Origin of the sequence: Mesotoga sp. Brook.08.105.5.1 (assembly GCF_002752635.1) — a bacterium.
In the GTDB taxonomy this organism is placed as follows: Bacteria; Thermotogota; Thermotogae; order Petrotogales; family Kosmotogaceae; genus Mesotoga.
The window spans coordinates 1-24003 of sequence record NZ_AYTW01000013.1 but is presented as its reverse complement, the minus strand read 5'-3'; the positions used below and the strand labels follow the sequence as shown (position 1 = coordinate 24003).

Below are 24003 nucleotides of genomic sequence, written 5' to 3'. Positions count from 1 at the left end.
TGCTTTCGTTTACCTTGCAATCGTGAAGTAAATAATTAGACCCACAACCACCGTGATACCGATAATTAAAGGAATAATCGAAAATCCAAACATTCTCACCTCCATCAAATCCATATGCTGCTCAGTATTCTACTCTCTTTCATTCCAAAGCTTTCCTGCTATTCAACAGCTCTTCATATTGGGGCCAGATCTCTTCAAGTCTTTCAGAAGGAGTCTGTCGGATCAATCTCGATTCAAATTTCAAAGATTCCCTTTCCACTCCAAGCATCTGCCAAAACTCTCTCTTAAACTGCACGAAGTCAAACTTCTCGCCAAGCATTTTTCTTGCGATATCTTCATAATGCAGAAAGTCGAGATACTTCGTGTTGAACAAATGTGTCTCTTCGCCTTCTTCAACGTCTATTTCTTCACCAAGAAAAAGAGCCTTCAGATACTCTAGATTGCTTCTTATAAGATTCCCAGCGACGATGCCGGAGTGTCCGGAAACAACTGTCTGACATGACGATTCAAGTATAGTCTTCAAACTCTCCATGAACGTGATCGGATCGTTCCAAAGAGTAACTGGCAGAGGATCTTCCACAAGATCTCCCACGAAGACCACCGACTCTCTTCTATCCAGACATATTGAAGAACACAGCGTATGTCCAGGCATATAACGAAACTCTATGTCGTCATCTTCAAAGACTAGTCTATCGCTGAAGGTAATGCCGGGAAGTCTTTTCAAAACTTCTCCGTCTCGAAATCTCTCTAGATTTTCGAAATCGTAATCCCATCTCTCTCTTTTCTTCTCCTAGCAAATTCATGAGTCACGATTTCGCACCTTTCGAATGCTCCGTTTCCCCAGATGTGGTCATAATCCGAATGTGAGTTGAAGATTACAAGCTCCTTTCTGGGAGTCTCCTGGATGTAGTTCTTGACAACACTCATGGATCTGTTCCCCAGAAACGTGTCACACAAATAGAATCGATATCTGCCTTCTATCAAGTAAACGGATGTCTCCCCAGTCATCGGGGAGTCTCCGTCCTGAAAGGTAAACAAAACTCCCCTGCTGCCAATCTGCTGAATCTTCAAAGCTCTACCCTTTTTTATTCTGCAACCGCAAAGACTCGCGCTACAGAGGAGTCGGCATGGATCTTAAGGGGAATCGCAAAGACTTTGATATGCTCATAGTTCGCGATTCTTTCAAACCCCGTAAGGTTTTCTGCGATCAAACAGCCTCCATTGAATAGAATTCTGTGAATATCGAAGGGATACCTGTCAGGAGAGGATGAATCGAAACCAACAAGCCGGGTTCTCCGCTTAACCAGAAACTCTGCGAGCTCCCGCGTCAGATAGGGGTTGTTGACGAAATAATCCTCACTTCCAAAAAACAGGTCACGGCCCGTCCAGAACAAGACTATCGCCTCCAGAGGTACTTCTTTTTCATACTCCGACTTCATTCTTATCACCGTTTTGCCCCTCACGTCCAGTAAAATACCTTTCCCGATGAAGCTGCCGATATCAATCTCGTCAATATATGTGTCAGACTCTGTCAAATGCATGGGTCCGTCAATGTGCGTTCCCGAGTGCATACTTATTCTCAGCCTGTGATTGTTGAACCCATCTTTTGCCAGATGCCTGGATCTGATCAACTCAGTCTCTTCATCGCCTGGATAGACAGCCTGGCCGTGTTCAATTGCTCTTGAAAGATCGAAGAATTTCTCCACAGTCCTCACCTCTCGAACTACATGCTAGTATGAGAATATCACATCTCAGGCCGGTTGCAGATCAAGAATCAGGTGGGGATGTCGAGAGAGTAATGCTGAGCATATCGAGAATACGTAATGCATCATAATTAAATCTACTCAAGAGAGAGTTAATGCATCAAAATAGAATCTATTCAAAATCGAATTGAAGGAGATTAAGAACACCTCCCTTTGAGTTAGATTTAGACTTCATTATCTGTATATCAACGAGTGATTCCTGAGAATGTGCTATATTACTCTTGAGTATATATAAATCTAGGGCTTCGTGAACCTTGCGAAGCTCATCTTTTTTTGTGTAGTCAATCCAGGGAGAGTTAAGTACTCTTTCGTAGGGAGTAGCGAACTTGTCGTATTTCTTCACTATTCTTGTACCATCTCTGGTCTTTTGGATCATCTTTTGAGTAGGCTGGAAATGGTTGTTGTAGAGATTCAAGCTTGCATATAGCTCCTTCAAGATAGTCAGTTCCTCCAAAGTGTCGTATCTGTAATAGCCAACGGCCCTTCTGACCAAAGACCAATTCTTCTGTTCCACATGGGGATTATCGTTCTTGTTGTAACTCCGGGTTCTGGTAAAGACCAATCTTTCATCCAAGCAATACTTATACAAATGAGCGTTAATAAACTCCGAGCCATTGTCAGAATGAATTCCCAAAAGAGGGAAAGGAAGTAACTCTCTCAATGCGATTATAGCTTCAAGGGTCCATCTTTGAGCTTTGTTCCTTATTGGTGCAACGACACTCCAACCACTGGCAACATCTACCATATTCAGGCTATAACAGAATTCTCCCGAGCTATTACCTCCTTCATGACCGACAAGATCCACCTCGACAAAACCTGGTTTTGTGTCATCCCATTCGTGATGAGTCTTTATCCTTATGTGTTTCTTCAAGAGAGTACCGGGTTTTGTATGTGACCTACCCTTCAGTTCCATCTTCTTCCTTTCACTTCGTAGAAGTCTATCCATTGTAGAGGAACTTATTTCCAAAAGCTTCTGCTTAACTTCTTCCCTCAAAGACAAATGACCATTCTTGATCAGATTCTCTATCGCCTCTTCAATAATCGCTTTGAGTCTCTTGCCGCAAGGAAAGTCCAGGATCTCCCATATCTCAACTAGTTTTCTAAATACTTCGAAATCATATTTCTTCTTTCTTCCGCGCCTCTTTGTGAACTTGCTTCTCTTGTTCTTCTTAGAATAACCTCTCCTAAGTTTTAGTGATGCATAGCTCCGGTTGTACTCAGTTAATTCAATAAATTCGTCAAGGATTCTACTCTTCTCCTTCTTTCCAGCCTTCCTGTACTTCTTTGAGTATTTCTCAATCAATCCAGTCATGTCTATTCTCTTCATCTTCGCCCCTACCTCTTTCAACTAGGCATTCGCGAAGATTATCCCCTTCATCCTTACCTTTCGAGTAGTTTCATTTTTGATGCAACGTTACCCTTTTCAAGTAGATTATTTGTGATGCATATCGGAATATTTGAAATCGATAGATTATATGATATGATTAATACGTTCGAAAAAATTGAGAGGAGGGACACCAATGAGAAAAGGAATTGCCTTAACGCTGTTGCTTCTTCTTGTTTCGGTTTTTGCCGTTGCGGATATCGCTACCTCGGTTGATCTAGCACAAGAGATAGCCAACACTGCAAACGAACAGATTGAGTCGCTGATTGAAGTGGCGGTAGAGAAGGCCGAGAAATTCACGGTGCATTATACTGAAAGAGGGATGTCACAAAACGCATATGAAACCCTAATAGACAATCTAGGCAATGAACTCGCCAGTAAGGCTCTAAGTATTTCTCAGGATGCGATAGCGAGAATCGAAGAGCTTGGTTACAAAGCCATCTGTTACTATGTACCGGTGAAGCTCGGCTACAAGGTCTTTCTAATAGATCCGATACTGATTATCGATGACTAATCAAGTCATGCAAGTTAAAGTGAGCTTTAGATGCCGTAGTCATCTACGGCATTTTTTCGTTTTAGGCAAACTATGCGTCTTTTGTGATACACTGTACTAGATTATACTTTTTACTGTGATGCTCTTTTTGGGGGAATAAATGGAAGGGTTCAAAGTCTGCAAATCTAACGAAGCGATCGAAACGGTTGTCCAAAAAAACTCTTCTCTGTCTCTTCTGGCTCACGGCGACGGAGTAGAGATTTCGGTTTATGAACTCAAGTCGGGAGTCGTCACTTTTCTGGATACCTTTGCGGGTGGAGATCTTCTTGAATTCTATTATGTGATCGAAGGAAGGATTTCCTGTAACTTCTCCGATGAAGAAGTTCATCTTGGCCATGGCGACTACTTCTACGCCCACAATCTTAAGGCTCCAGTTGAGCTGAAACCCCAAACGGATGTCAAGCTTCTACATATTTCTTCAAGACCTTTGTTCAAGCACATCAGCAAGAATATCTCGGTGATGAAGAGTATTCTTTCTCAAGTTGAGATAAAGGACTCATACACCCACGGACATGGGAAAAGAGTCAGAGACGTATCGCTTGCCATAGCAAGAAAGCTAGGCGTCCCTCCCGAGAAGCAAGAGAACATAGCGATGGGAGCCCTTTTCCACGACATCGGAAAGATCGAAATCGAGGACTCGATACTGAAGAAACCCTCAAGATTAACCAAAGAGGAGTTCGAGAGAATTAAGCTTCACCCGGTGTTTGGCTGTCAGATGGTAAAAAACAGCTTTCTAGAAGATACTCACGACATCATCAGACATCATCACGAACGCGTAAATGGTTCCGGATATCCCGACGGATTGAAGGGAGATGAAATATCGCTGGAGGCCAGAATAGTAGCTGTAGCCGACTCATTTGACGCAATGACGTCGCGAAGACCGTACAGAGATGCAATGAGCTGCAAGGGTGCTCTTGAGGAACTGAAGTCCCAGGCGGGCACCCAATATGATCCCGAGATTGTGAACGCTCTTGAGAGCTGCATTCGGGAAGGACTTGTTTAGTCTAATATCTTGCGTATTGAACGATCGCGTATTAGCCGATAACTACCTCAATTTCCCACCTACCTGATGTAAGAAAGAGCCATCATTATTAAAGATTCGGTAGCTTCATCTTCCTCAAAAAGCAGAGGCCTCAAATGGTGTTACTGATATAATTCAGTAGAGGTGATCAGTATGGGAGCGTTTTCGATCGTTGTTACAATAAGTGACAGGAAACTCCTCAAGTCTGTAGAGATGGCCGGGGCTTCGGCGATAAGAATAAACTCATCACATGTGACTCTTGAGGACCTCCAGAAGTTCGTGTCTTACTACGAGGAAAACTGCTCGCTTCCACTGTATATTGATCTCCAGGGAGCAAAGCTTAGACTATCGCGCAGCCAGCGGGTAATCGAACTAAAGGCCGGAGAACAGGTGATTCTGGGTAGTAAATGTTCGGAACTCAGGGGTATACTGATAGACCCGAGATCTTTGTCATATCTCTCCCCGGGGATTAAAGTCTCCATAGAAGATGGCAGAATAGAACTCCAGGTGCTAAAGACGGAAGCCGATTGCGCAAGAGCTATGGTCCTGAGAGGAGGAACAATAAGACCTTCCAAAGGAATGAACATCTCGCCGCACCCCATAAATCAGATCGAGCTTTCATCGAGAGACATAGAAATTGTGCTGACTACTAAGAAATATGACTTCATAAGATACGCTCTTTCATTCGTCTCAAGTCCAAGTGAAGTAATCGAACTGAAGGATCTTTCCGGAAGAGCTGTGGCATCGAAGATCGAAAGGGAGCTACCCTTCTCGAAAATCGAGGAAATCTCCGCTTCAAGCGACGAGCTCTGGTTATGCCGCGGAGATCTCGGAGCACAGCTGGGGCCGAGAGGGCTTGTAGACTTCTATGACTATTTTTCGGCGAATATCAATGATCTTTACAAGCCGGTTCTGATGGCAGGGGAGGTTCTGGAGCACATGGTAGAACACCCTTTCGCTACGAGGAGTGAACTGTGCCACTTAAAGGACGTTCAGAGAAAGGGGTTTTCAGGTGTCGTCCTCTCGAATGAAACTGCTTATGGTTCCTTCCCTATTGAGACAATTAAGACCGTTCTGGAGGTCACTTCGGATGAATGAGATAATATTGGACATCGCCAACTCGCTGGCTTTACCAAGATGGAAAGTAGAAAACGCAGTCGAACTGCTCGAAGAAGGAAAGACGATTCCATTTATCGCTAGATACAGAAAGGAAAAGACTGGAGAGTTAAATGAGATACAGTTAAGAGAGATTTCCGATGCTCTCGAGTATGCGAAAAAACTGAGTTCTAGAAAAGATGAGGTTCTTAGGATAATCGAGGAAAAAGGCAAGCTTACTGATGAGCTGGAAGCAAGCATCAAAGGAGCAAAGAATCTTCAGTTAGTCGAGGACCTCTATCTTCCCTTCAAATCAAAGAAGAAGACCAGAGCCGACAAGGCAAGGGAGAAAGGGCTCCAGCCTCTAGCGGATTTCCTTAAATCTTCAAGAATCAAAGATGAGGTTTTTGTCTTCACTTTCATAAATGCAGAACAGGAAATCCTCAAGCTCGAAGATGCACTCGAAGGAGCCAGAGATATACTTGCCGAAGAATTCTCACAGGAAGTGGCAGTAAGAGAAAAGCTAAGAAGTCTACTTAAGGAGAAGGGGATAATCAAGAGCTCCCGAACCGAAAAGGAGGATGAGCGTGAAGTCTACAGAGATTACTACGACTTCTCTCAGCCAATATCAAGACTGGTAGCCCATCAAATTCTCGCTCTTTTCAGAGGAGAGCGCGAGGAGATTATTTCGCTGAAACTGGAGCTCCCGTACGATATCCTTCCAACTTTGAGAGATCTCTTGGGATGGAGAGACTATCTCGCCTACTATGAAGAGTTGATTGAGGCTTCGGTCGATTCCTTCTCCAGACTTCTCATGCCCTCGATAGAAAGAGAAGTGAGAAATCTGATAAGAGAAGAAGCAGAAAGCAGGGCAATCCATGTATTTGCCAGAAATCTGAGAGACCTGTTTCTTCAGCCTCCTCTCGGCGAGAAGGTGGTCATGGGTGTTGACCCCGGTTATAGGACCGGGTGCAAGCTTGCAGTCATCGGAAAGGACGGTTCCCTTCTTTATCATGACGTGATCTTTCCCACCCCTCCAAAGAATGACTACGTCGGTTCATCGATGAAAGTTGTTCAGGCGATAAACACGTTGAATGTCGAGCTTATATCCATAGGTAATGGCACGGGGTCAAGGGAAACCGAACTCTTCGTGAGCAGGCTGATTAGAGAACACAATCTTCCTGTCAAGTATATGATAGTCACCGAGTCGGGCGCATCTGTATATTCGGCTTCAAAAGTCGCCATTGAGGAATTCCCAGATGAGGACGTAACAACAAGGGGGGCTATATCGATCGCCCGAAGAGTTCAAGATCCCCTCGCCGAATATGTGAAGATTTCGCCTGAAGCTATTGGAGTAGGTATGTATCAGCACGATGTAAATCAGTCAGAACTGAAAAGGACCCTCGACAGAGAGGTCGAGTCTGTCGTGAATCTAGTAGGCGTCAATCTAAACACTGCATCGGAGCATTTACTCAAATACATATCCGGATTGAATTCAAGAGCCGCACTGAACATTGTAAAACACAGGGCTGAAAACGGAGCGTTCAGGAACAGAAAGGAACTGCTGAAAGTCTCCGGTCTAGGTCCAAAGGCCTTCGAGCAGGCGGCGGGATTCTGCAGAATAATCAATGGATCCGAAGCTCTTGACGGAACCTCTGTCCATCCGGAGAGCTACGAGATCGCCAGATTCATTCTTGAAAGCGTAGAGTTGCTCCCGGAAGAGCTCTTCGACAGAAAAGATGAGATTACTGAATTGCTTGATCAAATCGATCCCGAAGCTCTGGCAAGGGAAAACAGTTTTAACCAGATCACTGTGAGAGAAGTAATAGGGATGCTGAAAAAGCCCGGTTTAGACCCAAGAGGGGAGCTGGAGAAACCGATTCTGAGGACCGACGTGCTTTCGATGGAAGACCTGTCTAAAGGCATGGAACTTGAAGGAACCGTCCGCAACGTCGTAGATTTCGGCGCCTTCGTAGACATTGGAGTCAAACAGGACGGTCTGATTCACAAAAGCAAGATGGGAAGAAGAGTTAGGGATCCACTTGAAGTCTTGAGCGTCGGCCAGATCGTGAAAGTTAGAGTGCTTGAAGTTGACACCAAGAGAATGAGGATTGGATTGGAGTTGCTTTCCGGCAGCAACGAATCTCGGAGTTAGGCAATTCGTGAAATCGTTGGACACAACTCAATCGATATAGGGACTCTTGACCCTAAGCAACTGTTCGAAGATCGACCGAGTATGCTTACTCGGTACCCTTGTGGAGCGCTCGTCCTACTGTCTTTCGCCGAAGATTATCGTGCCAAGTCTCACCATATTGGATCCTTCCTCAATCGCAACCTTGTATGAGCCGGACATCCCCATAGAAAGGTAACGCATCTGAACTCTCTCGATCTTATGCATGGAGATCTCTTCAAACAACTCTCTAGTTAGTCTTAAGTAAGGTCGGATTTCTTCCTGATCATCGGTTAACGGCCCCATAGTCATCAGACCAACTACAGAAATATTCTCGAGGGATGAAATCGATTCAATAAGTTCAAAGACATTCTCGGGAAAGACCCCGGCCTTTTTTTCCTCCCTGCCGCTGTTAACTTCTATCATTATCGGCATTCTCCTGTTTATGAAAGCGCATCGCTTATCTATTTCCTCGGCCAGTTTCAGGGAATCCACAGTCTGGATCAAGTCAAATATCTCAACGGCCTTCTTGACTTTGTTTCGCTGCAGGTGACCTATACAGTGCCATCTGGCTTTGCTGCCGATCACCTCGAATTTCTCTTGAGCCTCCTGAACGTAGTTCTCACCGACATCCCTCAAACCGCTATCCAGAAGCTCTAGAATCTCTGAAGCAGTCCTCGTTTTCGATGCGGCTACGATGGTCACATAATCAGGTATTTCTCTTCTCAGTCTTTTCACGTTATCAACAATCATCTTCAGACCTCCCTCTTAGTAAATTATATTGCATCGAATTCCATTGTGTTTGAGCAAAGACGAAAATCGTGATATTATTCAAATTGCCGGGGTGAATACTTAGTAGGAAAGGATGTTATGAGTAGGGGCATCGCTTGGTTATTGGTTGTATTGATTTCGGTGGCTGCAATCGTTAATCTCGAAACAACCGTTTTTAAGTCAAACAAGCTCTTGGAAGAGATTTCGAAAGTTCGCACCGACCTTTTTACTCTCAGATCGAGAGTTGCATCTCTTGATTCCGTTGTTAACGATATTCGAAACCAAATCGAGAAATCCGACGACATTACCAAGTCGGTGCACTTCACCAGACCTACAACTTCTCTTGAAAAAGTTGTACTTAAGGTCTCTGTAACTTTTTCTGAATTCACAGAAGGAAGTCAGCTATTTCTGAATGTGATCGATGAAAATGCAGATGTTCGATCTTATGAACTCGAATCTGAGAACGGTGTCTTTACTGCAATGATCGAGCTATTTCCTGAAGAGACTTATCACGGTCAGGTTAGACTAAGAGATGGCGACAAAGAGACATTGAGCAAAGAATTTGCCATTTCTCACGATCTGTACAACATTCAGCACTATCAATTGCTTGGACACGCATGGCTTCTTGAAACAGACAAGATCCACTACTCAATTGATCTGTACACACAGTATTGTAGAGATGAAGAGCTTAGAATTTCTGAAGCGGTGATAAAGGTTGTTGAAGGAGAGGATTCGAGAGAGACTCTCTTCCTACCATTAGACAATAATTCGCAGGAATTAGCAAAAGCAGTCTACTATTAGGCCGATAGAGACGCATCGCTCACTTTTGTAGCAGAAATAGCCTATAGATTTGGAGAGTCGAAGACTGAATTAGTGAAGATGAATTACCATTTCTGACAACTAGAGTCAGGACTTTTGTTTGATTATCCTCCATACTCCGATACAATCTCTAATAGTAGGTGAGTAGATTGCAAAGACGAGATTGGCTTGAACAACATAGAGCTAGAGTGCTAGAGCAACCTTCTATTGGCATTGAGATAGACAAAGGAAAACTGCAGGATTTCGTATTACGGATGGTAGGTTTTCTCGAAGAGTCGAACATAGTCGCAGACTTCGGCTGCCGCTCTGCAGATTTTTGGCCTCTCCTAAGAGATATGAGACTTAGAGTCGTGGGGGTTTCCTGTAACCAAGCGGTCAGGCAGTCAATGGGAATCCGGGTTATGAATATGAGCCTTTCCGATTTCAACTTCCTCGGTATCTTTGATGGATTCATCGCTTCTGGGATGCTTCAAAGACTCCATCCCGAGTTATGGTCAAAGACCCTTCTAAGAATCGCCAGGTCAGTTAAGACCAGCGGTGTGGGTCTAATCGTAACGGGAATCAGTGAAGAAGAAGAGGCCAAGAAGCGGCACGACATTCTTAAGAAAAGCGGACTCCCTGTAGTTGTCGGCGAGTTTCTAGATGAAGAAGGAAGATACAATTTCAAGCCCCTGAAGAGCTGGTACGATCAATGGTTAAGAAACGCCGGCTTCTACATACTCAGGGATGAGACAATGGGAAACACTGTCTACACGCTGGTGAAGAAATAGCGAGGTTGTCAATGACCGACAGAGCACTTAGAGTCTGTTACTTCGGCAAGCAGTGCTCCTGGAACGCATCAGCACTGCAGCAAGCTAGAAAGGCCGCGGCGGTTCTAGATGTTGACCTCATCGAATGCAATCTAATGTAGGAAAGCGTCGATATCCGTATTTTCTTTCCTTTCTCGGTTATTCACGGAGATCTGGAGATTGCGGGGCCGGTCTCGTCCAGTTTCATAGTTGACGTACTGACGGGTCGGAAAATCGCGGCTCCGTTCGAGCAAGCGAAACGAAAACCCTCCGGAAAAGCGATGGTATAGAACGCCTTTTGAAAGAGTCTTTGAGGCACGCATGTCTTGTGTGCACCAATGGAACCGGCTACGGTACAGAGAACAAAATCGACTGGAACGAGCGTTCCAGGAGAAATGGAGTCGTCTTCGGCTTCGTTTCCTTTGCTGAAGGAAAACTAGTCGCTCTGGTTGAAGTTATTCCCTCGCTCAATTCCCCTTACCCAATCTCAAAGGACCAGTCCACAGCCTTCATTACCTGCGTCTATAGTTCTCCTGACTCCCGATACGACTATCGCGGGGAATTGATCGAGTCTGTCCTGGAGGAGTGCAGAAAGCTCGGGTTCAGTCGCGTAGAGGTATTATCCGGTGAAGTAAGTCCATTCCCGAACGGGACGACAAGCTTCTTTGTAGAAAACGGATTCAGTAATCTAGGCACGGTAGCTCGATCTGTTGTTATGCTCTCCGGAATAGACAACATTGTGCTTTTGGCGAGAGATTTGTGACTTTATGCCGACAGAGGGATCTCCTCCAAGCCCTTCGATATAGACTTGGTTAATTCAAGCGGATAGGCAGAGTCGAGTTCTCTATTCAACATATGATAAGTCACTCGGAAATCAGTTCTTCAAGTTCGTTCAGATCTTCATTTTCGATCGCGACCCTGATCTTGCGCAGATAGATTTCCGCTTCCTCAAGCGAGGAAGCGATATTCTTTCCGTTGAATCTAGCCATGTCGATGACCATATCCCTGTTCTGTCTTCCCAGTCTGGAAGTTGAAGCGTAGCCCGGTCCGGTGTACTTCTCGAAATCACTACCGAGATTAAGTAGAGCTCTAGAGAGAAAGTAGGCTGCCTGGCTCACCCTGCTTACGATTAAATCGTGTCTCTCCGGCGAGAGGTATTCCGGAGACGAACGCAGATCACCTATAATCTCTAAAACACTTTTCAGATCCTCTGCGGAAGCAAACTCCGCGGGAGAAAGCAGAAAGACGCGGCCGTCGAACATCGACTCGTCCCAACCGGCCGGACCTTTGTGTTCGTTACCAGCCATCGGATGACCGCTAATGAACCTGATTTTTCTCTTTCTGGCGATCAACTGGAAGGGCTGCATAACGCTTGCAACATCTAATACGGTCTCTTCGAAAGCAACCGATTGTAGCAGTTGAGCTTCTGAACTCATGGGAACAGCCAAGATTGTTAGATCCGCACTCTCACAGATTTTGAGTGATATCGAAATGTCTCGATGTTTTCTTTTCAGAGCCTCGGTTGTGCCTATACTTTCATCAAAAACCGAAACTTCGTGGCCGCACTTCGAGAGCCTTATCGCGATCGAACCCCCAATCGAACCGGCGCCGATAATCTGTATTTTCATGTGTTCGAGTCACCAATCTCCACCTGATCTGGGCGCAAGTTCTTCGCCCGTCGCAAATAAACGAAATTCTTAGTCTTTGACTCGCAGTGAATCAGCACCCTGATTATCCCACCACACGAGTTCTCAAAAGAGGCTTCATAGAGGCACAGCAACGCGACATCACTCTGGTTAAATGCCTTCCTGAAGGCAGTTGCCGGATTGTACGAAGTTATATCGCTTGTAACGGTAAATATCACGGAGTGCAGTTCACCGATCTCGTTCCTTCCGAAAATCTCCTCCATTAGTTCTATAACACAACTTCCGATTTCTTCGGGATTATCTGACTCTATAGATGTTGCACCCCTAATAGCCTTCATTCAACCGCCTCCCAATCCGCCGACGAGTGTAGATTTGAAACCGCATATTCTATGGCCAGCAGGTATCCCTGCAGTCCAAATCCCGCGATTGTGCCTTTGCATACGGGGGAAATCACTGAGCGGCTTCTGAACTTTTCTCTAGCGAAGATGTTTGAAATATGCACTTCGATCTTTAGACCCTTGAAAAGCTCAAGAGCATCTCTAAGCGAGTAGCTGTAATGAGTTAGAGCACCTGCATTTATTACGACTGCATCATAGTCTATACGCTGGATTCTATCGACTAGATCTCCTTCGTGGTTAGACTGGAAGAGATCGGCCACCGCCCCTTTCTCTAGGCACTTCCTTTCTATTGCCTCGCGCAGTTCGTCGTAGGTGAAACCCCCATAGATACTCTTCTCCCTCGAGCCGAGCATATTAAGATTGGGTCCATTTAATACGAGTATCTTCATACAACCACCGCCAGCAAATCATCAAGTCTTACTTTCAAGAACTCGAACTCCCCGGGTCTCTTGACCACAGGAATCTCTATCTCCGCACTCTCAGAGTCAACTGCTTTCTTGTCGTTTCTAAGCAGTCTAAGAGCCTCCTCGACAGGCAGTTGCGGAAAATCGAGGCCAACGATCTCTGAAAGCGTATCCGAGACATCTCTGTACAACTGTTCATCTATAACACCCAGACCCGCGAAATAATGCATCTCCCGTTCCAGCCCCCAGGCCACGGCCATACCGTGTGAGACTCTCGATAATGGTTCGTAGAGATGTCCTAGCGTGTGACCAAGATTCAGGACCTTCCTTAGTCCTGTTTCACGAATGTCCATCGAGACTATCCTATCCTTTTGCTTCACCGCTTCTTCCAGCATCTCACTCAGTGCGGCAAGATTTCTTTCCTTCAATTTACCGCACAACTTCTTGAACTTCTCATAGTACTGACCGGTTATTAGGAATATCTTGAAGGCCTCAACGAGGCCCTCTTCGAACCGTCCCTCGTCCATCGAAAGCGTTACAACCGGATCGATTATTGTTTCAGAAGGCATGTAGAAGTTCCCGACGACGTTCTTGCACCCTTTGAAGTTCAGACCATTCTTCCCGCCAATAGAAGCATCTACTTGTGCAAGCAGAGTCGTCGGATACTGAATTAAGGGGACACCGCGTTTGAATGTGGAGGAAGCGAATCCGACTAGATCCGTCACCGTTCCTCCCCCCGCGCCAACCAAGACATCGCTTCTCGAAAGCCCTCTATCCATGAGGTACTCATAGACTTGAAAGAGAGTGTGAAATCCCTTTGCTTCTTCACCGTCGTCAATGGATAGAGCCGAAGAAGGGATCCACTCGGAAAAGATCCTTTCAACTCTTCTAGACACCACCGCGTTCGGCATTCTACCTATTGACTTGAATCCTCCAGGTGATATGGACACTGGATGTGAGCTGCTATTGAGCACTCTGCTTTCTCCGGAAGCTATCTTCATGGATATCGCGGCAACGGTTTCCCACTGGGACTGGCTGGAAGTTTCAACAGACGGAAACTGCTCGTATAGCTCCCTTCGCTCTTCCCAAATCCTGAAGATACTCTCCTTACCTTCCTTGAGCAGCGGTCGTCCCTTGACAGTGACTCTCCTGTAAAGATCGGCCGGAGGAAGCCTAAGATAGACGGCATTCTCTCCCTTCAAAATCTGGCGGTTTTCCTTGTCCAGTATGATACCTCCTCCAGTCGATACCACAATCTCGTCCCTGTGGACTAGTTTCTTCAGAAGGTCCTTTTCCAGTCTTCTGAATTCTTCCTCGCCTTCTTTCTCGAAAATCTCACTTATGCTAGTTCCTTTAGCTTTCTCTATCTCTAAATCCATATCTATGAATTCCTTGTCTAGAACTGAAGATAGAATTCTACCTATAGTGCTTTTCCCCGAGCCCATCATTCCAATAAGGAAGACTCTCATCCGTCACCCTCCTTTTTATCGAGCGAAAATCCCCGTTTCCAAACCTCTCAAGAATCGCTTCAAGCAACAAGAGCGCAAGCATCGACTCGCCTACTACCGAAGCCGCTGGAACTGCCGTCGTATCGGCGCGCACATAAGGAGCTGCCGTTTCATTCATTTTGCTCAGGTCAACAGAAGAGATTCCCTTTCTCAACGAAGGAATCGGCTTTACGCTTGCCTCAACAACGATCTGCTCGCCATTCGATATTCCACCCTCAATACCACCGGCATTGTTTGACTTTCTCACGATCATGCCGTTCTCAACGAACAGTTTGTCGTGATACGCACTACCCCTAAGTCGCACGTCCGGATTTCCAATGAAGACTCCTTTGACAGAAGGAATCGCCATAAAGTACTCGCCGATCCTCGAATCAAGCCTTTCAAAGAGAGTCCCGTATCCTCCGGTTCCCGTCGGAACTCCATCGGCGATAACCACAAATCTCCCGCCGAGCGTATCTCCCGCTTTGATTGAATCCTCTATTTCTTCGACCATTTTTTGAGAAGCTTCCTTGTCGTGGCAGAACACCGGAGACGCATCTCTATTTGAAATCCAGCCGGTCTCTGAGGGCAGTCCGCAACTTACATTTCCGATAGCTATTACTGAACTGCACAAAGCGATGCCCAGTTCATGAAGAATCTGCGATGCAACCGATCCAACAGCCGTTGCAGCTGCAGTCCATCTTGCACTGCTTCTCTCTGCATAAACCGCGAGATCATTCAGTTTGTATCTTGTCCAGGCAGCATAATCTGAATGGCCGGGTCTCGGGATGCTTCTCACACTCTTCTCTGCACTGGAAACCTTATTAGGGATCTCTATTAAGAGCGGGGCTCCAGTCGTAACTCCCCTCCACAGACCAGACCTAACTACTGCTTTATCCTGCTCAAGTTCCATCCTTTCCCCCCGGCCGTAGCCCTTCTGTCTGCGGAGGAGTTGTTGGTTTATCCTTTCGATCGAAAGAGAAACACCTGAGGGCAGTTCTTCAATGAGTCCAAAAACCCCGCTACCATGAGAGTCTCCGACAACTGTGAACTTCACTTCATCACTTCCCAAAACGTTTTTTCGAAACTTTCGCCTGAAGGCACTCCCCAAATTCTGAGGTTCTCCATTGCCTGATGAAGCAACATGTGCCTTCCGTCAAGAACAGTTTTCACTTCACAGCGGCGGGAAGACTCGATCAAGGGCGTCTTCCAGTAGATGAGATCGTATACGAGGCTCTTACCGGAAAGCTCTTCAGCAGTGATCCCAGTATCCTCTCCATTTATTCCCAGAGAAGAGGCATTTACTATGCTCTTGCTCTTTGCTGCAACTTCTCTTATTGATTCCAAGGGAAAGACGTTGACTTCCAGATTCCCGGATACTTCGAACTCTTCTTTGATTTTCTCGGCTCTCGAAAGTGTTCTATTGACTATTTGTATGTTCTTCACGCCTGCCCTTTTCAAATAGAAAACCACGGCTCTCGCCGCTCCCCCGGCTCCGATAATCATTACCGGCTCCTCTATCGGTCTTCTTTGCAAAGGCTTTCCAAAACCAATCCAGTCGGTGTTGTACCCCCTTCCTTGGAAGATGCAGTTCACTGCAAGGAGCGGAGGTTCTACTTGACTGACTATGTGCGGAACAATTCTCTCTTTGAAGGGAATCGTGACGTTGAAACCATCGAAGTCCTGAATGATCGAGACTATCTTCGTGGAAAACTCATTGGGGTCGATGTCAACTGCTTCGTAGGTTGCATCGATGTTCATGGCCTCGAAAAAACGGCCGTATATGCTTGGCGACATGCTGTGCGAAATTGGATGTCCTATTATGCATAACCTCATCGACAGACCTCCTCGAGCGTCTGGAAGAACCCGGGGAAGGACACACCAACCGCCTCTGTGTTGGTTATCTCTACTCCTTCCTCGCTCAGCAAACCCGCTATTGAAAAAAGCATCGCGATTCTGTGATCCCCATAGGAATCAACCTTGCCTCCGGTTACTCTCTGAGGGCCCTCTACGCTAAAACCATCTTCATGTTCAACGATATCTACTCCGATCTTTCTAAAGTTCTGAACGGTAACCGAGATCCTGTCAGACTCCTTTTTCCTCAATTCCTCAGCTCCCCTGACTGTAGTTACACCATCTGCAAAGGTACCGGCAAGCGCAATTAGAGGTAGCTCATCTATCATTGAAGGAATCAACGCACTTTCGATTTCAATACCTCTCAAGTGAGAAGATCTGGCCAAGATTGTTCCCGATGGTTCTGGGAAGCTGTTTTCAACTTCTAACTCGATCTCGGCTCCCATACTTGTCAGGAGCTTAAGGAATCCAATCCTTCCATGATTCAGTCCGACATTTCGAACTGTCACCGCACCGTTCTTGTGAAGAACAGCTAGAGCTATCAGGAAAGCGGCCGAGGAGATATCACCGGGTATCGAAAAGTGAATCGGCGAGAGCTCGCTCTTTCGTACTTCGACTCTTCTCTCAAGTACGCTTATTTCGGCGCCCATGGATTGAAGCAACCTCTCTGTGTGATCTCTGCTGCAGTGAGGCTCCGTAACAGTTGTGACTCCTTCTGCTTGAATGCCTGCCAGCAAGATCGCGCTCTTTACCTGAGCACTTGCCACTGAAAGAGAATGATCGCACCCATTCAGTTCGCCGCCGGCTATGCACATTGGAAGAAGCGAATCTTCTTGCCTCGCCGATATCCTTGCCCCCATCTCTTTCAGCGGGGCGATAACTCTCCTCATGGGTCTCACCGATAGGGATTCATCGCCGAAAAGGATGTGAGTTCCTCTCTTGCCCGCAAGAACTCCGGCCATCAGTCTTGCAGTGGTTCCGGAATTCCCACAATAAAGCGGCCCGGATGACTCTTTCCACGACGCCTGAGATATTTCAAGTCTGTCGAAATCTCCCTTGAAACCTCCTCCAAGTTCGCTGATAATCCTGAAAGTCCTTAAAGTATCCTCGCTTTCAAGCAGGTTATGGACGACACTTACGCCACTGCACATCGAACACATCATTAGTGCCCTATGGGAGATTGATTTATCAGGAGGCACGGCTATTTCACCGGCAACTTTCTTTGAAGGCAGCAATCTCATTTTATCCTCCCTGCCAGTCATGTAAGCAGGAGCTCAGCAGAATCGGCCAGTGCTCCAAGGCTATCCATTAGTTTCTCAAATTCGCCAAAACTTAGGCTTTGCTTGCTGTCGGAAAGAGCCATCTCCGGCCTGGGATGAATTTCAACTTCGATACCGTTAGCTCCGGCCGCCAGAGCAGCTCTGGAAAGTGGTATTATCAAGTCTCTCCTCCCTGCTGCGTGGCTGGGATCAACGATAATCGGAAGTGGAGATTGAAGTTTGATTAGAGGCACGGCAGAAATATCAAGCGTGTTTCTCGTGGCCGTTTCGAAGGTCCTGATACCCCTTTCGCAAAGTATTATCGACATGTTCCCCTTGGAGGCAATATACTCCGCAGAAAGAAGAAGTTCTTCAACCGTATTCATGAAGCCCTTCTTCAGAAGAATCGGCTTTCCCTTTTCGGCAACCTTCTGAATTAGCTGGAAGTTCTGTGAATTTCTTGCCCCAATTTGCAGTATGTCACTCATTTCATAGACGGCCTCAAGTGTCCCTTCGCCAGTTACCTCGGTCACCGTCTTGAGGCCGTACCGATCCGCAGCTTCTCTCAAATATCTCAGACCTACTTCTCCAAGACCTTGAAAAGAGTATGGAGAGGTTCTTGGCTTGAAAGCCCCTCCTCTAATCACTTTCACTCCCATTTCAGAAAGGAAGGCGGCGATCTCTTCTATCATAGGCCTATCCTCGACCGCGCACGGACCGGCCATCACTACGAACTTTCCTCCTCCTACCGAGACATTGCCAATGTCTACAGAGATATCTTCGCTGTGAAACTCCCTGGAAACAAGCTTAAACGGCTTGAGAACTCGAACAACTTGTTCAACGCACTCAAGAGCCTCAAATCGTTCAACTGACATATAACGGTCGTCACCGATGACACCAATCACTACTCTCTCCATCCCCATGGAAACATGACAGCTCAGATTCAGACTCTCTGAAAGAGACTCTACTTGCTTAATCTCCTCTTCACCAGTACCTCTCTTAAGAACGACTACCATTTCACCACCCCGCCTTCCTGTCTGAAAAAGAAAAGGGTCTCCGGATTGGAGACCCTTTCTTTTCTTTCATCCGGAGTAAATGCAAGAAGCACTTACCCGGAGTTATCACTCACAAGCAAATGCTTCTGTTGTTATAATAATATGCATTTATCCAGGAAAATCTGGAGTCTATCATCAATTCATCTCCCCGCTATTTATGAAAGAATTCTACACTTTTGTGGCTCACCATGTCAAATCAAAAGAGACAAAAATCGCCCGACAAACTGAACTGATTCTTACGCACTAGTAACAATCTCAGAGAGATACGTTCTTGACTTGAAGAAACAGATGCATTTCTCTTCCGATAAGGTGATCATCCAATATAGGTGTATTCTTGCTCGAGTATGTACTCTCTGAATCCCAGAGCACGAGAAACTTTCAGCGATCCGTAGTTCAATACGTCATGTCTGTACTGAATCAGTTTCTTATTGACGATTGCCCACTCGCTTGCCCTTGAACCGATCGCCTTTCCCAGGCCAAGCTCTCTGAAATCAGGCATAGTTATTATGCCAATATCTGCAATGCTATCCCATTCAATAATGCTTGAGACCGCCACGATCTCCTCTTCATAAAAGGCTCCGAAAACAACTACGTGGTCGAGCTCGACAAATCCTTCGGCGAGATCCTCCCTTGTACAATGGTTTCTGAACCGATAGAAAGCAGTCCTGTCGCCCTGATTTAGTCTTCTGACAACGAAATCCATTGGTGGGTCGTAAGGAACGTAGTTCGAAGGGTTAAGGTACTTGATGGATGTCTTCTTCCAGAGAGAAAAAGACTCGTGAAGCAACTTCTCAAGAGCCAACTTTTCTCTATCCTCTTCTTCAATAGCAGATTTTACAACTGTTTCGAGCTTAGGATCATAAAGAATTACCGTTCGCTTTTCAAAACTCAGATGACTGATCTCGCCCTTTCCTTTCTTAGCCTCATCTGCTATGAGAAACCGCTCTTTCGAGACAAATCTATCGACAGGAACCTGAAGGCGTTTTGCCCATGCTTCCTCTATTGCCTTCTTAAGATCTTCCTCTCTCAATTTCCTTTCCTCCATTTCTTTCATGATCTTCTCAGGGGTAGAAGTACCTCGTATAAAAAAACCGACCTAAGTCGGTTTCTTTTCTTTCAAATAGGGAGTACCATAATTAGACCAAATGCTATTTCAACGAGAAGAGTAATCAGATTAGTGAACGTCAAAGACTTATCCACAAATATGGACATTATACGCGTTGCGGCGATAAACAGATAAACAATCCCCAGAAAAAGGAATGAAATCTGCGCACCCAAGAGAACTATTGGAGCAACTCCAAGCCCTATAAACGTGCCCCCCATGATAGCCTTCACTTCCGTTTTTCCTCTGGCATTACCGGCCGAAAACTCGGCCAGCTTGGCGTAGGATTCCGGTTTCAACACTATATATACACCGGTGACTGCCGTAAGAACAGCAACAACAAAACGAATGATAGTGAACAATATCTCGATCGCCCCCTAGATTATAGATATATTCTAGCAATCAAAACCATAATTAAGTATTACCTGAGTATAAAGAGCACCCTGAGAAATATGACGAGATACACAAGGTTGCTCCATAAGGGTGTCAGAATGAAAATCGCGATTTCAAAAAGCGGGATGAATACGCTGAAACATAGATCTTTCTGTAGTAATGCATATCAAGGCTCTCCAGGATCTCATTGCGAATCAGACCGGTGTTTTTCATCAGATAATGCCATTGAACAAGTGCGATAATCTCAAGAATCGGGATATTCAGATGAAACAGCAGCTCTGCAAACTCAAATTCACCATAATCCCCAAGAAGTGCGGTAGTGAAAGGGACTGTTGTAACGAAGAAGAGATTGAGTAAGTTCAACCAAAGATGCCGGTAATCAGTCTTCTTCAAAATGTCTGTCCTTCTAACTGTGGAGATCCAGATCGATCCGATCACGAAAAAGGAGATGAAGTAACTCAGAAAGTCGTAGTTCTTGCTCAATACGTGCCTTACTGAGCGCCCTGATCTGTAATCTTATCCTTTACCGGGACCCCGAGAGAAAGCACAAGAACAGCCATTACGATGGCAAACACACCATTCGTAAGTGCCTCCAGTCTATTCACACGTATTTCAGGATCGGGAACTTCACCTTTCGAGTTCTTTCACGGTTAGTAGGCAATGCCAACTCTCTTCTGAGTGTATTCGGACGTGAACAATTGCTTGTAAGCAAACTCGGCAACGTCCTGAATCGAAATCTTCTCTCCGTTTTCTGGAAGGAAGTCGGCCGAAACTCTGTAACTCTGGTTGCCTTCTGAAAAGGACATAAATGGCGGGCACACAACGACCCAATCAAGCTCCGAAGTCTTGAGGATTTCGAACGCATCCATGAATTCTCTTGAAGATTTCTTGAGATATTGCGGATAGTTGGGGGAATCAAGCCTGAGTTCTCTCGGCGATAGCTGAAGAATACCCGAATTCGCGATCGTAACGAGCTTACTCACTTCGGTATCCCTGGCGGCATTCACTATGTTTCTCATAGCGACTGCCAGAGTATCGTTCACGCTTCCCGAATTATCCGGGCCTAAAGCGCTGACAATCGCATCTTGCCCTCTTATTGCATCTCTCACGCTCTGGCTATTGAAGACATCGCCCTGGAAAATCCTGAGGTTTTCCTTTCTAACAGTCAATTTCGAGACGTTGCCAACAAATATTGTGACTATGTGATTATCGTTCAAGGCCCTATCAAGTATGACCCTCCCTACTCTTCCGGTGCCACCAAAGATAATTATCTTCAAGGCGGTTTACCCCCTTTCACCGTTCTATATCACAATAATATAGTCTCTCACGCCTAAATCCAAATCAAGATAGTGATTTCATACTAGATCACATGAAACCAGACTCCATATCGACAAGTTGTCGGGTGTATGTCCCATCTCAATTATACATCTACCTGAATCGGCCTCGTTTTCTGCATTACTGTCTTGTTCGAACTATTCTATTGGTGGCTTAAGATCGACGCCAGCACTGGATTCGGTTATAATCTATTTACGAAAAACTCTTACGGAGGTATTTACTTTGAGACTTGTTGTCGCGGGACGCTGTCTGACATTTGCCGGGATACTCGGGCTAGTCGTTCTCACACTGTTCCTTGCAGGATCCTCCGGCTTTGAGAGCACAACCCTGTATGCAAGAGACTCAGGTGAAAGCTTTGCCAAGTTCGTTATTCAACCTGGCCAGCAACTGAGAGTGAGACTGAACATAAAAGTGTTGAAGAACAATAACGTGTATCTCTTACTGGAAAAAGGCGAAGAGGAAATCCAGCGGTTTGCAGAAGACTGGCAAAAGACAAGAAATGAAATGACCTTCGAAGAAGAAGGGGAGTACTCTCTCAAAGTTGTCTTCGAAGATCCCTCTGCAGACAGACGTCTTGCTGAAGTAGAAGTCTACTGGTTAATCGCCGAATGATTCTTCTAACAAGTAGGATCACTGAGGAGTCAAACATGAGTGAAGCCGATGCAATTGCTCTTAGCAAGAACGGGCCTCTAACTATGAAGAGGATGATTTCTGATCTCAAGCATCTCGGAGTAAGGAAAGGAATGGTACTGCTAGTTCACTCTTCACTAAGCAGTCTAGGCTGGGTGTGCGGAGGAGCCATTACAGTGATTAGGGCGCTTGAAGCAGTACTTGATGAGGAAGGAACACTAGTAATGCCTGCTCATTCGGGAGATCTCAGCGAGCCCTCAAACTGGTCGAATCCTCCTGTTCCGGCGACCTGGTTTGACACGATCAGAAGAACAATGCCTCCCTTCAACAGAGCGGAGACTCCGACAAGAGGGATGGGAGTCATTTCAGAGACTTTCAGAAAGATGAAAGGTGTTGTGAGAAGCGACCATCCTCAGGTCTCATTTGCCGCCAGGGGAAAGAAGGTCTCTTACATTGTAGATAGCCACGAACTGGAGTTCGGCATGGGTGAAGGATCGCCCCTTGCCAGACTATACGACCTGAATGCTCACATACTGCTTTTGGGTGTCGATCATTCGAACAACAGTTCATTGCATCTGGCAGAATACCGGGCCAACTTTCCCTCCAGAAAGAAGTGCAAAGATGGAGCCCCGATTATGGAAAACGGAAGGAGAGTCTGGAAAGAGTTCAACGATTTCGACCTTGATTCAGACGACTTTTATATCATAGGAAGCGACTTCGAGAGAGATTTCCCCTCAAAGGTAAACAAGGGAATGATCGGGTACGCCGAATCAACTCTTCTCCCTCAAGTAGAACTGGTTGATTTCGCGGTTGAATGGATGACTAAGAACAGAAAGTAAGACTACAGACTATTTCGAAAGAAAGACCGATCTGCCCCAATTTGAGGAATAGTTTATAATGTAGAAGATATGTGGAAGGAGGAGTAATATGACCAAACTCGTGCTGGTAAGACACGGAGAAAGCACATGGAACAAAGAGAACCGTTTCACAGGCTGGACCGATGTTGATCTGTCCGAAAAGGGCCGTGAGGAAGCGAAGAAAGCTGGCGAGATATTGAAAGCCGAAGGATACGACTTCGATCTAGCATACACTTCCGTTCTTAAGAGAGCGATAAGAACGCTATGGTACATAATGGATGAGATGGATCTCATGTGGATTCCGGTGATTAGGGACTGGAGACTTAACGAGAGGCACTACGGCGCCCTTCAGGGTTTGAACAAAGCCGAAACCGCAGCCAAGCATGGCGAAGAACAGGTGAAGATCTGGAGGAGAAGCTACGACATCAGGCCGCCTGCACTTGAAGAGAGCGATGAAAGATTCCCGGGACATGACCCCAAGTACAAGACTCTCTCGGATGACGAGCTCCCCAGAACGGAGTGCCTCAAAGACACGGTGGCGCGATTCCTGCCACTATGGAAGAATGAGATATCCTCGGAGATAAAGTCTGGAAAGAAAGTGCTGATTGTAGCCCACGGAAACAGCCTTCGGGCACTGGTCAAATATCTGGACAATATTCCCGACGACGAGATCGTAGGATTGAACATTCCGACTGGAATACCTCTAGTTTACGAACTGAATGACGATCTAAAACCAATAAAGCATTATTATCTGGGTGATCCGGAAGAAATCGCAAAGGCGCAGCAGGCAGTTGCGAATCAGGGGAAAGCAAAGTAACATCACTCAACATAAAAAGAAGCTACCCTCTGGGTAGCTTCTTCTCTTGAGTTTATCACTTAATCTTCTGAAAACAGCTAAACAAGCGAAAGTATTTTTAGAAACTAAGAATTTTGCCACTACAAACTCTGTATTCAGAGAGTGAGTTCTTCTTGAGGCGTTACCTTGTCGGGTTGTGTTATCTTCATTAATGAAAGAATCTTCGAAGCAAGGGGTAGTGATTTGGCTTTCATGTAGTAACTTTGCTCACCATGACTGAACTTCATCACTTTGAGTGAGTTTATCGCTCGTTGTATCTCCTGGGTTGAAGTGTGTATACCCTGTCTCTTATAAAAATCTGACGCTGCCGACGTTGCAATACGTTTTGGTTTTGTAGGAAGCGCCTACGATGCTAACTAATAA

At 45.8% G+C, this 24003-nt stretch carries 27 protein-coding genes and 1 pseudogene; 11 read left to right on the top strand and 17 right to left on the bottom strand.

The annotated features are described in order from the left end of the window. Positions 1 to 139 precede the first annotated feature (139 nt). From V512_RS14950 to V512_RS06135, 4 genes are all read right to left on the bottom strand, one after another. On the bottom strand, positions 140 to 724 hold the full coding sequence (locus tag V512_RS14950; protein WP_243392282.1) for a hypothetical protein: 585 nt from the start codon (positions 722 to 724) through the stop codon (positions 140 to 142). Between the two features lie 23 nt (positions 725 to 747). Then, the gene (locus V512_RS14945) at positions 748 to 1071 is read right to left on the bottom strand and encodes an MBL fold metallo-hydrolase (RefSeq protein WP_243392281.1); all 324 of its coding nucleotides are present in this window, start codon (positions 1069 to 1071) and stop codon (positions 748 to 750) included. 14 nt (positions 1072 to 1085) lie between these two features. After that, positions 1086 to 1706 carry a cyclase family protein gene (locus tag V512_RS06140; protein WP_099829574.1) on the bottom strand — a complete coding sequence of 207 codons (621 nt, stop codon included), beginning with the start codon at positions 1704 to 1706 and terminating at the stop codon, positions 1086 to 1088. Positions 1707 to 1875: 169 nt separating this feature from the next. Beyond that, on the bottom strand, positions 1876 to 3075 hold the full coding sequence (locus V512_RS06135; protein ID WP_099829646.1) for a DDE-type integrase/transposase/recombinase: 1200 nt from the start codon (positions 3073 to 3075) through the stop codon (positions 1876 to 1878). 208 nt (positions 3076 to 3283) lie between these two features. Here V512_RS06135 and V512_RS06130 point away from each other — a divergent pair, with 208 nt between their 5' ends. The 4 genes from V512_RS06130 to V512_RS06115 all read left to right on the top strand — a co-directional run bounded on the left by V512_RS06130 (position 3284) and on the right by V512_RS06115 (position 7971). Further along, positions 3284 to 3661 carry a hypothetical protein gene (locus tag V512_RS06130; protein WP_099829573.1) on the top strand — a complete coding sequence of 126 codons (378 nt, stop codon included), beginning with the start codon at positions 3284 to 3286 and terminating at the stop codon, positions 3659 to 3661. A gap of 139 nt (positions 3662 to 3800) precedes the next feature. Further along, complete coding sequence (locus V512_RS06125; protein WP_099829572.1) at positions 3801 to 4703, top strand: HD domain-containing phosphohydrolase; 903 nt, start codon at positions 3801 to 3803, stop codon at positions 4701 to 4703. Positions 4704 to 4874: 171 nt separating this feature from the next. Then, positions 4875 to 5819, top strand: coding sequence for a pyruvate kinase (locus V512_RS06120; protein ID WP_099829571.1), 945 nt, complete (start codon positions 4875 to 4877; stop codon positions 5817 to 5819). Continuing rightward, complete coding sequence (locus tag V512_RS06115) at positions 5812 to 7971, top strand: Tex family protein (protein WP_099829570.1); 2160 nt, start codon at positions 5812 to 5814, stop codon at positions 7969 to 7971. The genes V512_RS06120 and V512_RS06115 overlap by 8 nt, the downstream gene beginning before the upstream one ends. A 114-nt stretch (positions 7972 to 8085) precedes the next feature. Here the strand turns inward: V512_RS06115 and V512_RS06110 are convergent, their stop codons facing one another. Further along, positions 8086 to 8739, bottom strand: a complete 654-nt coding sequence (locus V512_RS06110) for a YggS family pyridoxal phosphate-dependent enzyme (protein WP_099829569.1) — start codon at positions 8737 to 8739, stop codon at positions 8086 to 8088. Positions 8740 to 8856: 117 nt separating this feature from the next. Here V512_RS06110 and V512_RS06105 point away from each other — a divergent pair, with 117 nt between their 5' ends. From V512_RS06105 to V512_RS14685, 4 genes are all read left to right on the top strand, one after another. Then, complete coding sequence (locus V512_RS06105) at positions 8857 to 9558, top strand: hypothetical protein (protein ID WP_243392280.1); 702 nt, start codon at positions 8857 to 8859, stop codon at positions 9556 to 9558. A gap of 167 nt (positions 9559 to 9725) precedes the next feature. Next, positions 9726 to 10346 carry a hypothetical protein gene (locus tag V512_RS06100; protein ID WP_099829568.1) on the top strand — a complete coding sequence of 207 codons (621 nt, stop codon included), beginning with the start codon at positions 9726 to 9728 and terminating at the stop codon, positions 10344 to 10346. Between the two features lie 11 nt (positions 10347 to 10357). Continuing rightward, on the top strand, positions 10358 to 10486 hold the full coding sequence (locus V512_RS15285; RefSeq protein WP_279300413.1) for a hypothetical protein: 129 nt from the start codon (positions 10358 to 10360) through the stop codon (positions 10484 to 10486). 206 nt (positions 10487 to 10692) lie between these two features. Beyond that, positions 10693 to 11127 carry a hypothetical protein gene (locus V512_RS14685; RefSeq protein WP_207759740.1) on the top strand — a complete coding sequence of 145 codons (435 nt, stop codon included), beginning with the start codon at positions 10693 to 10695 and terminating at the stop codon, positions 11125 to 11127. Between the two features lie 100 nt (positions 11128 to 11227). Here V512_RS14685 and V512_RS06090 read toward each other — a convergent pair whose 3' ends face one another. From V512_RS06090 to V512_RS06035, 12 genes and pseudogenes are all read right to left on the bottom strand, one after another. Continuing rightward, positions 11228 to 11992 (bottom strand): prephenate dehydrogenase, encoded by a 765-nt coding sequence (locus V512_RS06090; RefSeq protein ID WP_099829567.1) that lies wholly within the window; start codon positions 11990 to 11992, stop codon positions 11228 to 11230. Continuing rightward, entirely contained in the window at positions 11989 to 12348 is a 360-nt protein-coding gene (aroH, locus tag V512_RS06085) for a chorismate mutase (RefSeq protein WP_099829566.1), read from the bottom strand. Before aroH ends, V512_RS06090 begins: the two co-directional genes overlap by 4 nt. Further along, complete coding sequence (gene aroQ / locus V512_RS06080) at positions 12345 to 12797, bottom strand: type II 3-dehydroquinate dehydratase (RefSeq protein WP_099829565.1); 453 nt, start codon at positions 12795 to 12797, stop codon at positions 12345 to 12347. Before aroQ ends, aroH begins: the two co-directional genes overlap by 4 nt. Continuing rightward, the gene (gene aroB / locus V512_RS06075) at positions 12794 to 14281 is read right to left on the bottom strand and encodes a bifunctional shikimate kinase AroK/3-dehydroquinate synthase AroB (protein WP_099829564.1); all 1488 of its coding nucleotides are present in this window, start codon (positions 14279 to 14281) and stop codon (positions 12794 to 12796) included. The genes aroQ and aroB overlap by 4 nt, the downstream gene beginning before the upstream one ends. Continuing rightward, entirely contained in the window at positions 14229 to 15356 is a 1128-nt protein-coding gene (gene aroC / locus V512_RS06070; RefSeq protein ID WP_099829563.1) for a chorismate synthase, read from the bottom strand. Before aroC ends, aroB begins: the two co-directional genes overlap by 53 nt. Further along, a complete protein-coding gene (locus tag V512_RS06065) occupies positions 15353 to 16135 on the bottom strand; it encodes a shikimate dehydrogenase (RefSeq protein ID WP_099829562.1) in 783 nt (260 codons plus the stop codon). The genes aroC and V512_RS06065 overlap by 4 nt, the downstream gene beginning before the upstream one ends. Further along, positions 16132 to 17394 (bottom strand): 3-phosphoshikimate 1-carboxyvinyltransferase, encoded by a 1263-nt coding sequence (aroA, locus tag V512_RS06060; protein ID WP_099829561.1) that lies wholly within the window; start codon positions 17392 to 17394, stop codon positions 16132 to 16134. The genes V512_RS06065 and aroA overlap by 4 nt, the downstream gene beginning before the upstream one ends. Positions 17395 to 17411: 17 nt before the next feature. Further along, on the bottom strand, positions 17412 to 18428 hold the full coding sequence (gene aroF / locus V512_RS06055; RefSeq protein WP_099829560.1) for a 3-deoxy-7-phosphoheptulonate synthase: 1017 nt from the start codon (positions 18426 to 18428) through the stop codon (positions 17412 to 17414). A 352-nt stretch (positions 18429 to 18780) separates the two neighbouring features. Beyond that, positions 18781 to 19497, bottom strand: coding sequence for an N-acetyltransferase (locus V512_RS06050; RefSeq protein WP_099829559.1), 717 nt, complete (start codon positions 19495 to 19497; stop codon positions 18781 to 18783). A gap of 86 nt (positions 19498 to 19583) precedes the next feature. After that, positions 19584 to 19931, bottom strand: coding sequence for a DUF4345 family protein (locus V512_RS06045; protein ID WP_243392279.1), 348 nt, complete (start codon positions 19929 to 19931; stop codon positions 19584 to 19586). A gap of 124 nt (positions 19932 to 20055) precedes the next feature. Next, positions 20056 to 20451, bottom strand: a pseudogene (locus V512_RS06040) (TMEM175 family protein); the annotation flags it as partial. A 161-nt stretch (positions 20452 to 20612) separates the two neighbouring features. Then, on the bottom strand, positions 20613 to 21239 hold the full coding sequence (locus V512_RS06035) for an NAD(P)H-binding protein (protein ID WP_099829556.1): 627 nt from the start codon (positions 21237 to 21239) through the stop codon (positions 20613 to 20615). A 280-nt stretch (positions 21240 to 21519) separates the two neighbouring features. Here V512_RS06035 and V512_RS06030 point away from each other — a divergent pair, with 280 nt between their 5' ends. The 3 genes from V512_RS06030 (at position 21520) to gpmA (ending at position 23601) form a co-directional block, all read left to right on the top strand. After that, on the top strand, positions 21520 to 21909 hold the full coding sequence (locus V512_RS06030; protein ID WP_099829555.1) for a hypothetical protein: 390 nt from the start codon (positions 21520 to 21522) through the stop codon (positions 21907 to 21909). A gap of 35 nt (positions 21910 to 21944) precedes the next feature. Then, the gene (locus tag V512_RS06025; protein ID WP_099829554.1) at positions 21945 to 22766 is read left to right on the top strand and encodes an AAC(3) family N-acetyltransferase; all 822 of its coding nucleotides are present in this window, start codon (positions 21945 to 21947) and stop codon (positions 22764 to 22766) included. An 88-nt stretch (positions 22767 to 22854) separates the two neighbouring features. Beyond that, positions 22855 to 23601 carry a 2,3-diphosphoglycerate-dependent phosphoglycerate mutase gene (gpmA, locus tag V512_RS06020; protein WP_099829553.1) on the top strand — a complete coding sequence of 249 codons (747 nt, stop codon included), beginning with the start codon at positions 22855 to 22857 and terminating at the stop codon, positions 23599 to 23601. The last annotated feature ends 402 nt before the right edge of the window (positions 23602 to 24003 follow it).

Excerpts from the sequence above, each read along its gene's own strand:
- V512_RS06135 (WP_099829646.1), bottom strand. The coding sequence starts at position 3,075 with ATGACTGGATTGATTGAGAAATACTCAAAGAAGTACAGGAAGGCTGGA.
- V512_RS06130 (WP_099829573.1), top strand. The coding sequence starts at position 3,284 with ATGAGAAAAGGAATTGCCTTAACGCTGTTGCTTCTTCTTGTTTCGGTT.
- V512_RS06125 (WP_099829572.1), top strand. The coding sequence starts at position 3,801 with ATGGAAGGGTTCAAAGTCTGCAAATCTAACGAAGCGATCGAAACGGTT.
- V512_RS06120 (WP_099829571.1), top strand. The coding sequence starts at position 4,875 with ATGGGAGCGTTTTCGATCGTTGTTACAATAAGTGACAGGAAACTCCTC.
- V512_RS06115 (WP_099829570.1), top strand. The coding sequence starts at position 5,812 with ATGAATGAGATAATATTGGACATCGCCAACTCGCTGGCTTTACCAAGA.
- V512_RS06110 (WP_099829569.1), bottom strand. The coding sequence starts at position 8,739 with ATGATTGTTGATAACGTGAAAAGACTGAGAAGAGAAATACCTGATTAT.
- V512_RS06105 (WP_243392280.1), top strand. The coding sequence starts at position 8,857 with ATGAGTAGGGGCATCGCTTGGTTATTGGTTGTATTGATTTCGGTGGCT.
- V512_RS15285 (WP_279300413.1), top strand. The coding sequence starts at position 10,358 with ATGACCGACAGAGCACTTAGAGTCTGTTACTTCGGCAAGCAGTGCTCC.
- V512_RS06090 (WP_099829567.1), bottom strand. The coding sequence starts at position 11,992 with ATGAAAATACAGATTATCGGCGCCGGTTCGATTGGGGGTTCGATCGCG.
- aroH (WP_099829566.1), bottom strand. The coding sequence starts at position 12,348 with ATGAAGGCTATTAGGGGTGCAACATCTATAGAGTCAGATAATCCCGAA.
- aroQ (WP_099829565.1), bottom strand. The coding sequence starts at position 12,797 with ATGAAGATACTCGTATTAAATGGACCCAATCTTAATATGCTCGGCTCG.
- aroB (WP_099829564.1), bottom strand. The coding sequence starts at position 14,281 with ATGAGAGTCTTCCTTATTGGAATGATGGGCTCGGGGAAAAGCACTATA.
- V512_RS06065 (WP_099829562.1), bottom strand. The coding sequence starts at position 16,135 with ATGAGGTTATGCATAATAGGACATCCAATTTCGCACAGCATGTCGCCA.
- aroA (WP_099829561.1), bottom strand. The coding sequence starts at position 17,394 with ATGAGATTGCTGCCTTCAAAGAAAGTTGCCGGTGAAATAGCCGTGCCT.
- aroF (WP_099829560.1), bottom strand. The coding sequence starts at position 18,428 with ATGGTAGTCGTTCTTAAGAGAGGTACTGGTGAAGAGGAGATTAAGCAA.
- V512_RS06025 (WP_099829554.1), top strand. The coding sequence starts at position 21,945 with ATGAGTGAAGCCGATGCAATTGCTCTTAGCAAGAACGGGCCTCTAACT.
- gpmA (WP_099829553.1), top strand. The coding sequence starts at position 22,855 with ATGACCAAACTCGTGCTGGTAAGACACGGAGAAAGCACATGGAACAAA.